General features: G+C 64.9%; 10 protein-coding genes. 7 read left to right on the top strand and 3 right to left on the bottom strand.

Annotation, left to right across the window (positions count from 1 at the left end):
* Both KHY18_RS21360 and KHY18_RS21355 read right to left on the bottom strand, forming a co-directional pair.
* A partial coding sequence (locus KHY18_RS21360; RefSeq protein ID WP_213304634.1) for an IolE/MocC family protein occupies nucleotides 1-1,031 on the bottom strand: 1,031 nt, incomplete at its 3' end.
* Nucleotides 1,032-1,042: 11 nt separating this feature from the next.
* A complete protein-coding gene (locus tag KHY18_RS21355) occupies nucleotides 1,043-2,077 on the bottom strand; it encodes an aromatic ring-hydroxylating dioxygenase subunit alpha (protein WP_213304630.1) in 1,035 nt (344 codons plus the stop codon).
* Nucleotides 2,078-2,241: 164 nt separating this feature from the next.
* On the opposite strand from KHY18_RS21355, the gene KHY18_RS21350 reads away from it, so the two are divergent.
* Both KHY18_RS21350 and KHY18_RS21345 read left to right on the top strand, forming a co-directional pair.
* Nucleotides 2,242-3,042, top strand: coding sequence for a TetR/AcrR family transcriptional regulator (locus tag KHY18_RS21350; RefSeq protein WP_213304627.1), 801 nt, complete (start codon nucleotides 2,242-2,244; stop codon nucleotides 3,040-3,042).
* A 53-nt stretch (nucleotides 3,043-3,095) separates the two neighbouring features.
* Complete coding sequence (locus KHY18_RS21345; RefSeq protein WP_213304623.1) at nucleotides 3,096-3,584, top strand: MarR family winged helix-turn-helix transcriptional regulator; 489 nt, start codon at nucleotides 3,096-3,098, stop codon at nucleotides 3,582-3,584.
* A gap of 18 nt (nucleotides 3,585-3,602) precedes the next feature.
* On the opposite strand, the gene KHY18_RS21340 is transcribed toward KHY18_RS21345, so the two are convergent.
* Nucleotides 3,603-3,926: a DMT family transporter gene (locus KHY18_RS21340; RefSeq protein WP_213304620.1), complete on the bottom strand. Its 324-nt coding sequence runs from the start codon at nucleotides 3,924-3,926 to the stop codon at nucleotides 3,603-3,605.
* A 354-nt stretch (nucleotides 3,927-4,280) separates the two neighbouring features.
* On the opposite strand from KHY18_RS21340, the gene KHY18_RS21335 reads away from it, so the two are divergent.
* The 5 genes from KHY18_RS21335 to KHY18_RS21315 all read left to right on the top strand — a co-directional run bounded on the left by KHY18_RS21335 (nucleotide 4,281) and on the right by KHY18_RS21315 (nucleotide 9,101).
* Complete coding sequence (locus KHY18_RS21335) at nucleotides 4,281-5,429, top strand: FAD-dependent monooxygenase (protein WP_213304616.1); 1,149 nt, start codon at nucleotides 4,281-4,283, stop codon at nucleotides 5,427-5,429.
* A 112-nt stretch (nucleotides 5,430-5,541) separates the two neighbouring features.
* Nucleotides 5,542-7,854, top strand: coding sequence for an FdhF/YdeP family oxidoreductase (locus tag KHY18_RS21330; protein WP_213304612.1), 2,313 nt, complete (start codon nucleotides 5,542-5,544; stop codon nucleotides 7,852-7,854).
* A gap of 98 nt (nucleotides 7,855-7,952) precedes the next feature.
* Complete coding sequence (locus KHY18_RS21325; protein ID WP_213304608.1) at nucleotides 7,953-8,372, top strand: MerR family transcriptional regulator; 420 nt, start codon at nucleotides 7,953-7,955, stop codon at nucleotides 8,370-8,372.
* A 79-nt stretch (nucleotides 8,373-8,451) separates the two neighbouring features.
* Nucleotides 8,452-8,790, top strand: coding sequence for a type II toxin-antitoxin system RelE/ParE family toxin (locus KHY18_RS21320; protein ID WP_213304605.1), 339 nt, complete (start codon nucleotides 8,452-8,454; stop codon nucleotides 8,788-8,790).
* Entirely contained in the window at nucleotides 8,787-9,101 is a 315-nt protein-coding gene (locus KHY18_RS21315; RefSeq protein ID WP_213304602.1) for a helix-turn-helix domain-containing protein, read from the top strand. Before KHY18_RS21320 ends, KHY18_RS21315 begins: the two co-directional genes overlap by 4 nt.
* Nucleotides 9,102-9,135: the final 34 nt, after the last annotated feature.

Genomic DNA, 9,135 nt, shown 5'->3' with positions numbered 1-9,135 from the left:
GTCGGCTGCTGCGCGCAGATCTCGTCCCAGGCCTGGCGTATGAACTGTGCCGCGGCGACGTTCTGCGCGAGCAGGTCGTACTTCGCGCCCAGGCCGTAGTCGGGCAGGTTGATGAATTCGGTGGTGATGTAGCGCAGCGGGCTGTGCGCATGCGTCGCGTGGTAGCGCAACACCTTGCGCATGGCTTCCTTGGACGGCTCGAGCTGGTAGGCGTGCCAGGGCGAATGCCATTCGCCGGGCGCGGGCCGCAGCATGGGGTACTGGATGCCGCGCGCGAACCGGCCGTCGTCGTTGCGGTGCCACAGATTGGCCGGCTGGCTGGGCGCGACCGCGCGCAGCTGCGCCCAGCGCACGATGTTCATCTCCAGCCACTGGTCGCACAGCGAGTTCTCTTCGAACGGGTCCAGCACCAGCGCGCCCGACTCGGCCTGGGCGCGCACGCCCGACAGCTCCAGTTCGGCGCTGTTGCCGATCTTGAAGTTGACATGGCTGTAGTCGAGCGTGAAGTGGAACGGAATGCCGCGCGCCTGCACCTGCTCGGCGACTTCGCGTATGCGCAGAAACTCCTCGGTCCACATGTTGACGTGCAGCTCGAAGCTGGGCTCCACGCCCAGGCGCATGCCCTCGTCATAGACCTGCAGGTAGTGGTCGACCACCTCGGCGTTGCTGATCGCGTGGCCGTCGCGGTGGTGGCTGAAGGTCATGATGTTGTGGCATTGCGCGCCGATTTCCTGGCAGATGCGCAGGTTGTCGGCCAGCAGGGCCTCGTCTTCGCCCAGCCGGTAGAACCAGCTCGCGCTGTGCACCGGCAGCTCGTACTTTTCTATGGCCTGCACGTATTCGCCGAAGTTGGCGCGCAGCGGAATGCGGTCGAAGTAGTCGAACACGCCGGTCTCCTTGACCAGGCGGAACTGTTCCATGATGGGCAGTTCGGCCAGCGAAATCGGCTGCTCTTTCGATGAGCGCTGTACGCCGCGGCCGTTGCAGCCGATGAGGAAGGGCAGGGGCTGCGGGGTGGTGGGGCTGGTCATTGTTTTTCCCTTCAGCCCGCGAGCGCAGCGGTGTCTGCGTCCTGCAGGCGCTCGACCATGCGGCGCATGCGGCGCGGCGCGGCGTCGATGGCGATCTTGATGGTCTTGCGCGCGGCGAACTTCTTCTCGTTGATCTGTATCGCTTCGAGAATCGACTTGTCTTCGGCGAAGGCCACGCGGAAGTCGGCCGACAGCGCCTTGTTGGTCGCCTCGTCGGCGCTGAAGTTCTTGACATGCAGCCAGTGGTCTATCGAGGTGTTCTCGTCGACCGGCGTCATGAAGTGGCAGGCGAAGATCTGCATGCAGTCGTCGCGCCGGCCCTCGGGCGCGCCCGTGCCGGTCTCGGCGCTGCCGAAGTCGATGATGGCGATGCTGGGCGCGTGGTAGTGGTAGTAGTGCCAGCGGTCTACATTGCCCTTGAAGTTGCCGTACTTGGCGAACAGCGGAATCGCGGGCGCGTCGATGATCCAGCGCCAGGTGACGATCTTTCCGGCCTGCTCCTCGTGGTGCACGGGAATGTCCTCGCTGGCCGCATTGCCCAGCGTGCTCAGGTGCACGAAGCTCACATGCGCGGGGTCGCAGAGGTTGTCGGCCAGACTCAGGTAGTTGGCCTCTATGCGCAGCGCGTCGCCTTCGACCGAACTCCAGGCCGGGTCGTGGTACTGGGGCAGATCGAAGACCTTGGCGGTGTCGGCCAGCGCCGGGTCGCCCATCCAGATCCACAGCAGTCCCATGTTCTCGTGCACCGGGTAGGTGGTCACGACCGCGTTCGCGGGAATCATGTCCTGGCCCGGAACGCGCGTGCACTTGCCCGAACAGTCGAAGCGCAGGCCGTGGTAGCCGCATTCGATGGTGTCGCCCTTGAGCTTGCCCATGGACAGCGGCAGCAGCCGGTGCGGGCAGGCGTCTTCCAGCGCCACCGGCTTGCCGGCCTCGGTGCGGTACACGACCACATCCTTCTCGATGATCCGGTGCGGCGACAGCTGCCGCCCGACATTGCGGGACCAGGTCAGCGGATACCAGGTGTTCAGCACATATGAGCTCACGGAAATCTCCTGCGAAATTGAGTGTTGACTCAAATTTAATTGAGTGTTCGCTCAAATGCAAGTGCTGGTTTTCCCGGCTCGTTAGAATGGGCTGAAAATGTTGTTGCCCGCAGGCCTTGCGCCACGGGCAACAGACCACTGCCGCTACCCGTGAATGGGAAAAAATGACGACTGACCTCAACGCTGCCTGGTCCATGGACAGGGACGACGAATCCGCGGTGCCCGCGCGCGCCGCGGCGAAGACACGCAAGGCGGCGGCCCTGCCCGCAGACTCCGCCGTGCCCGACGCGGCTGCCGCCCCGGCGCGCAAGACTGCGGGCGGCGCCAAGGCGGCAAAGAGCCCCAGGAGCGCCAAGGCCGGCAAGACGACCAAGGAATCGATACTGGCCGCGGCCGAAGTGGTGTTCGCTCGCAACGGCTACGACGGCGCGAGCACGGTGGCCATCGCCAAGCAGGCCAAGTGCTACGAGAGCCTGATCTACTATCACTACGGCAACAAGGACAAGCTGTTCGCCGCCGTGCTCGAGGACGCCTACCGCAAGCTGGTCGCCGCCGAGCAGGCGCTGCATGTCGACTACGCCGATCCGCGCCAGGCGCTGGCCGACGTGGTGCTGTTCATGTGGGATTACTACCAGCAGCACCCCGAGCTGATCTTCCTGCTCAACACCGAGAACCTGCTCAAGGGCAAGCATGTGAAGCATTCGGCCGAACTGCAGAAGTTCCTGCCCAATGCGATCCGCGTGCTGCGCGGCGCGGTCGAGGCCGGCGTGCAGCAAGGCTTGTTTCGCGACGACATCCATGTCGATGATCTCTACATCTCGGTCATGGGCCTGGGCTACTTCTATCTGTCCAACCGCTACACGCTGAGTTCGTTCTTCGGCAAGGACTTGATGGCCGGCAGCGAGCGCGAGCGCTGGGGGCGCTGGATGGTCGAAACGGTGTTCAACGCCGTCAGGAAAGCCTGATTGCCGGGGTCGCGACTATACTTTTGCAGATACGCGAATGGATCACTTCACCGATGACTGAACCCGGCTCCGATGGCGCATCCAGCGCGCCCCCGCTCGATTACGATTTCACCGAACAGATCGGTCACCTGCTGCGGCGCGCCTACCAGCGCCACACGGCAATCTTTTCCGAGATCATTCCCGATTCCAAACTGACGGCCACGCAGTTCGTGGTGCTGCACGCCGTCAATGAGCGCGGCTCCTGCTCGGTCAACGAAATCGTGCGCGCCACGGCCATCGACCAGGGCACGATGCGCGGCATCATCGAGCGCCTGAAAACGCGCAAGCTGATTCGCATCGCGGCCGACAAGACCGACAGGCGCAAGCTTGTGGTGCAGCTGACCAAGGCCGGCGAACAGCTGATCGCCGAAGTCGTGCCCTATGCCAAGCAGGTCACCGAGTTGACCTATGGCGACTTCAACGCCGCCGAGCGCGTGGCCGTGGCCTTCTTGCTGCGCCGCATGATTGACGGTGGCACGCAGGCGAACAACGCTGCGGGCTAGCCGCGCGGCGCGCCCGGGCTACTTCTCGGCGGACAGCAGTTTCGGGCCCACGATGCCTGCCAGTATCAGCAGGAAGCAGAAGATGCGCGCCAGGCTGCGGTCTTCGCCCAGCAGCAAAATGCCGTAGATCGCCGTGCCCACGGCGCCTATGCCGACCCAGACCGCATAGGCCGTGCCCACGGGAATGGTGCGCGTGGCGATCGACAGCAAATACATGCTCAGGCAGATGAACACGATGCAGAACGCGCTGGGGCCGGGCTTGGTGAAGCCATCGGTGCGCGGCATGGCGGCGGCGTAGAAGATTTCACACACGCCCGCCAGCAGCAAGTAAAGCCAACCCAAATTCAACTCCCAGTCATGTTCGGTTGCGGCCGAGGATAAGTCATGGCGTGGGCGCAATCCGGCGGATTTCCTGGGGCGCGACGGGGTACTGCGCGCCATCGCATTTTTTTGTTGAGTGATTGCTTAAGTGCATACGCTCAATAAATGCAAGTGACGAGCGCATCAGTTGGACTCTGAAACAACGCGATCATGAAAAATACAAGGTGTTTTCTCAGTGTTTTCCCGTAAAGAATTCGCATTTTCCGGCCTCTTGTGGCCGGTTTTGCATTTCAGCGCTGTACTTTCTTTAATCGAGTGTCTACACTTCATTTCCATGTTGAACCCCGGCAATCTTGCCGTCACAGGAGCATGAAGATGAAGGACACCACCCGTATTGCCGTCGTTGGCGCTGGTCTGGGCGGCACGGCCGCCGCGGCCTTGTTGCAGCGCGCAGGTTTCAATGTGAAGCTCTACGAGCAGGCGCCGGGCTTCTCGCGCCTGGGCGCGGGCATCCATGTCGGGCCCAACGTGATGAAGATCATGCGCAAGATCGGCATAGAGGACGCGCTCAATGCCATGGGCTGCCACCCTGACTACTGGTACAGCCGCGACGGCCTGACCAGCGAAGTCATCGCCCAGATTCCGCTGGGCGACTACGCGCTCAAGCACTACGGCGCGAGCTACCTCACGGTGCACCGCGGCGACTTCCACGAACTGCTGACGAATGCGGTCACGGGCGGCGTGCTCGAATTCAACAAGCGGCTCACGTCCATCGACGACCAGGGCGATGTCGTGGAGCTGAAGTTCGCCGACGGCAGCAGCGCCCAGGCCGATATCGTGATCGGCGCCGACGGCATCAATTCGCGCATTCGCGAGACGCTGCTGGGCGCCGAGCCGCCCAAGTACACGGGCTATATCGCCCACCGCGCGGTATTCCCCATAGAGCGCGTCAAGGGCTTCACGCACGACCGCTGCTGCAAGTGGTGGACCGACGACCGCCACATGATGGTCTACTTCGACACCAGCAAGCTCGACGAGATCTACTACGTGACCGGCGTGCCCGAGCCCACCTGGGACATGAGCAAGAGCTGGCTGCCCAGCAGCCGCGACGAGATGCGCGCGGCCTTCGACGGCTGGCATCCGGGCGTGCAGTCGCTGATCGACGGCACGGTGGAAGTCACCAAGTGGCCGCTGCTCGAGCGCGACCCGCTGCCGCTGTGGAGCCGCGGCCGCCTGGTGCTGCTGGGCGATGCCTGCCACCCGATGAAGCCGCACATGGCCCAGGGCGCGGCCATGGCCATCGAAGACGCGGCCATGCTCACGCGCTGCCTGCTCGAAGTCGGCACCAGCGATCTGCAGACCGCGTTCGCGCTCTATGAAGCCAACCGCTCCGAGCGCGCGAGCAAGGTGCAGCTGGTCTCGCACAACAACACCTGGCTGCGCGGCAACGAGAACCCCGACTGGTGCTTTGGCTACGACGCCTTCCAGGTGCCGCTGGCCGAGCCGCGCAAGGCCATCGCGTAAACGCCGCAAGGGCGGCGACGCACTCTTGTGACAGCGCTGGCGCCCGGCCCCATAATTTGGACCATTGCGCCGGTGCCTGCGCGCGCCGCCCTCCACTCAGACAAGCGACACGATGGACAAGCAAAAAATTGAGTTCTACCCCGGCCCCGCGGGCGGCTGGGGAGCGCTGCGCAGCGTGAAGAACACGCTGCTGCGCAACGACATCGCGCTCAAGGGCGCGCGCACGCTGCTGTCGGCCAACCAGCCCGATGGCTTCGACTGCCCGGGCTGCGCCTGGCCCGACCGCAACCATGCGTCGAGCTTCGAGTTCTGCGAGAACGGCGCCAAGGCCGTGGCCGCCGAAGCCACGGCGCGCCGCGCCGGCCCCGATTTCTTCGCGCGCCACACGGTGAGCGAAATGATGGCGCAAAGCGACTTCTGGCTCGAAGACCAGGGCCGGCTCACGCACCCCATGCGCTATGACGCGGCCACCGACCGCTACCTGCCCATCGACTGGGACGCGGCCTTCGCGCTGATCGCCCAGCAACTGCAGGCGCTGCCCGACCCCAACCAGGCGATCTTCTATACCTCGGGGCGGGCCAGCAACGAGGCGGCCTTCCTCTACCAGCTGTTTGTGCGCGAGTACGGCACCAACAATTTCCCCGACTGCTCGAACATGTGCCACGAGGCCAGCGGCAACGGCATGCGCGCGCAGATCGGCGTGGGCAAGGGCACGGTCACGCTCGAAGACTTCGAGCATGCCGACGCGATCTTCATCTTCGGCCAGAACCCCGGCACCAACCACCCGCGCATGCTCGGCGAACTGCGCGCGGCGCACAAGCGCGGCGCGCGCATCGTCAGCTTCAACCCGCTGCACGAGCGCGGCCTCGAACGCTTCCAGGACCCGCAAAGCAAGCTCGAGATGGCGACCATGAGTGCCACGCCCATCAGCACCCACTACTTCCAGGTGCGCGCCGGCGGCGATCTGGCCGCGGTCAAGGGCATGATGAAACATGTGCTCGAGCAGGAAGCCGCGCGCGGCGGCGTGCTCGACCAGGCGTTCATCGCCGAGCACACCACGGGCTTCGAGGCGCTGGCCGCCGACCTGCAGGCCGAAAGCTGGCAGCTGCTGGCGCGCGAGTCGGGCCTGAGCGAAGCGCAGATGCGCGCCGCGGGCGAGGTCTATATCGGCGCCCAAAGCGCCATCGTCTGCTGGGGCATGGGCATCACCCAGCACACGCATTCGGTGGCCACCATTCAGATGCTGGGCAATCTGCTGCTGCTGCGCGGCAACCTGGGCCGCGAAGGCGCGGGCGCCTGCCCGGTGCGCGGCCACAGCAATGTGCAGGGCGACCGCAGCATGGGCATCTGGGAAAAGCCGCCGGCAGCGCTGCTCGACCGGCTGCAGCAGGTGTTCGGCTTCGCGCCGCCGCGCGACAACGGCGTGGACACCGTCGAAGCGATTCGGCTGATGCTCGACGGCGGCGGCCGCGTGTTCTTCGCGCTGGGCGGCAACTTCGCCGCGGCCGCGCCCGACACCGACGCCACCTGGCGCGCGCTGCGCCAGTGCGATCTCACGGTGCATGTGACGACCAAGCTCAACCGCAGCCACCTGGTCCATGGGCGCGACGCGCTGATCTTGCCCTGCCTGGGCCGCACCGAAGTCGACATGCAGGCCGGCGGCGTGCAAAGCGTGTCGGTCGAAGACTCGATGAGCATGGTGCATCTGTCGGCGGGCATCAATGCGCCCGCGTCCGAGCTGCTGCTGTCCGAGCCGGCGATCGTCGCGCGCCTGGCCGCGGCCACGCTGAATGGACCTGGTGCCAAGGGCAGCCGCATACGCTGGCTGTGGCTGGTCGAAGACTATGCGCGCGTGCGCGATCTGATCGCCCAGGTGTTCGACGACTTCCAGGACTTCAACGCGCGCGTCGCCACGCCCGGGGGCTTTCGGCTGCGCAACACGGCGAGCGAGCGCGTGTGGAACACGCCCACGGGCAAGGCCACGTTCTTCGCCCATGCCGTGCCCTGCGATACGCCCGTGCACCGCGCGAGCGCGCGCACGCCCGGGCAGACCGTTTTCTCGCTGATGACCATGCGCTCGCACGACCAGTACAACACCACCGTCTACGGCATGGACGACCGCTACCGCGGCGTGTTCGGCCAGCGCCGCGTGGTGTTCATCCATGCCGACGACATCCGCGCGCTGGGCATGAACGACGGCGACTGGGTCGACCTGTTCACGGTCTGGGACGACGAGCAGCTGCGGCGCGCCGACGGCTTCAGGCTCGTGGCCTACGACATTCCGCGCGGCAACATCGGCGCCTACTACCCCGAAACCAACCCGCTGGTGCCGCTGACGTCCACGGCCATAGGCGCGGGCACGCCCACGTCGAAATCGGTGCCCGTGGTGCTGCGCGCGCACCGCGGCGCCGTTGCCGCCGCCTGACAGGACATGCAGTAGGGGCGCATCCGCTGGAGTTGCTACAGTCTCGAAGCTGGGCGGGAAATACCATTGCCACCAGCCGAGGCTGTTTTGGAGACCCCATGCAAATCAAGGACCTGGCGCGCGCCACCGGCGTCGACATCGAGACCATCCGCTTCTACGAGAAGCAAGGCCTGTGGCCCGAGCCCGCGCGGCTGGACAACGGCTACCGCGACTACGCGCCGCTGCACCTGGAGCGGCTGTCGTTCATTCGCCATTGCCGCGCGCTCGACATTCCGCTGCCCGACGTGCGGCGCCTGCTCACGGCGATGGACGCGCCCCAGCACGCGTGCACCGATGTCGACCAGCTCGTCGACGCCCAGCTCAACCGCGTGCGCGCCCGGCTGCAGAGCATGCAGGCGCTGGAGCAGCAGCTGCTGCAATTGCGCCGCGCCTGCGATGGCGATCACGCCCACCAGGGCTGCGGCATTCTCAAGGAGCTGGTCGGCGCGGCGCATGGCGAGGCCTGCGCCTGCCATTGAGGCGATCCCACCCCACCTGGACCGGACACCTTCAGGTGCGTTGCTTGTGACTCATACGCAATTTGCGTATAGTTTCACCATGAACGCAGTGTTCGTAGAGTTACCCGCGTTTGCGCGCCATCGTCTCGACTATTTGGACGATGAGGGCTTTCGCGGCCTGCAAGACAGCTTGATGAGAAATCCAGAGGCTGGAGATTTGATTGAGGGCACAGGCGGCTTGCGCAAGTTGCGGCATGCAGACGCCAGACGCGGCAAAGGCAAGCGAGGGGGGCTGAGAGTAATCTATTACTGGTGGGATGGCCGCAATCAGTTTTGGCTCTTCACGCTCTATGACAAGGATGAAATGGACGACTTGAACCCCAAACAAAAGGCCGCACTCAAGTCGATGCTCAAGGCAGAATTGGACGCCAGACAATGACCACACGTGACATCTTTGCCGAACTGACCGAAGGCTTCGACGCACTCAAGGAGCAGCGTGCCGGCAAGCGCACGCTGCGCACCCACGCAGCAGAACTCCAGCCGGCGGTGGAAATCCGGGCCGCGGAAATCATGGCGCTCAGGGAAAGTCTGGGCCTGTCGCGTACGGTTTTCGCCCGTTACCTGCGTACCAACCCGCGCACGCTCGAGAACTGGGAGCAGGGCCGCGCCAAGCCCAACGCCCAGGCGGCGCTGATCATCCGCATGGTGGAGAAATTTCCAGATACCGTGCAGCGGCTCGCCGCTGTGTAGTTCCTGCACCAAGCCATCTTCGGGTGGCTTTTTC

The sequence above is a fragment of the Acidovorax sp. CCYZU-2555 genome (assembly GCF_018413525.1).
Taxonomy (GTDB): Bacteria; Pseudomonadota; Gammaproteobacteria; order Burkholderiales; family Burkholderiaceae_C; genus Comamonas.
Note: the sequence above shows the minus strand (reverse complement) of the source record. Positions and strands in the feature narration are given on the sequence as shown.